The sequence below is a fragment of the Aquiflexum sp. TKW24L genome, from assembly GCF_023502205.1.
Taxonomy (GTDB): Bacteria; Bacteroidota; Bacteroidia; order Cytophagales; family Cyclobacteriaceae; genus Cognataquiflexum.
The window spans coordinates 1-700 of record NZ_JAMFLG010000095.1; the positions used below are offsets into that span (position 1 = coordinate 1).

The 700-nt window shown below is 48.3% G+C and carries 1 protein-coding gene; it reads right to left on the reverse strand.

The window, feature by feature from the left end; translation table 11 throughout:
- Nucleotides 1-700, reverse strand: a 700-nt coding sequence (locus M3O96_RS21915) for a hypothetical protein (RefSeq protein ID WP_249725480.1), incomplete at both ends; no start/stop codon positions are given.

Here is a 700-nt window from a genome sequence, read left to right on the forward strand (position 1 = left end):
AGTATCAACTGCTGTGATAACAACCGCATCTGAGACAGCACTGCAGCCGTTTTCGTCGGTCGTTGTGACCGTATATTCGCCAGGGCCAACTTCCACCGTTTGAGTAGTTGCTCCGTTGCTCCAAAGGTAACTTTCGGCTTCATCGGTACTGAGTACCACGATTCCTCCAGGGCAGGTCTCCGTGACATCCGCAATGATGATTGGAGCAGGTGTATTTTCACATGGGTCGGAGGTTTTGTTCAAGATAACAGCATTGGAAGTGGTTTCGATGCTGTAGCCATCAGGTAGATTGATTTCGCTGAAACTTCCACTGATTGTACCTGAACTTAGCTGGACAATTGTATAAGAATCTCCTGGAACATTGCCGATTTCGGACACATTAAGCGTTCCTGCCAAGGTAAGCGCTCCGGCCCTCGCCAATTGGTCGTGACCTGTACCGGGACCGGAATTGTCCTGGATCTCAATTTCGAGGGTGCTAGTTGGTGAAAGAGGTTGCAGTCCATTAATTGCCAATATTCCGGTTGGAAGTCCCGGACCTATAGTTCCTTCGTTGTTAAACACTGAATTAAATGTCAGGTTCCCAACTCCAATAATCTCCCCTGTGTTATTAAATGTCACACTAAAGGTTGCATTTCCTGCCCCTGTTTTGGTGACGGTGCCGCTGTTGTTGATGGTACCGGTGGCGCCGTTATTGAGGATA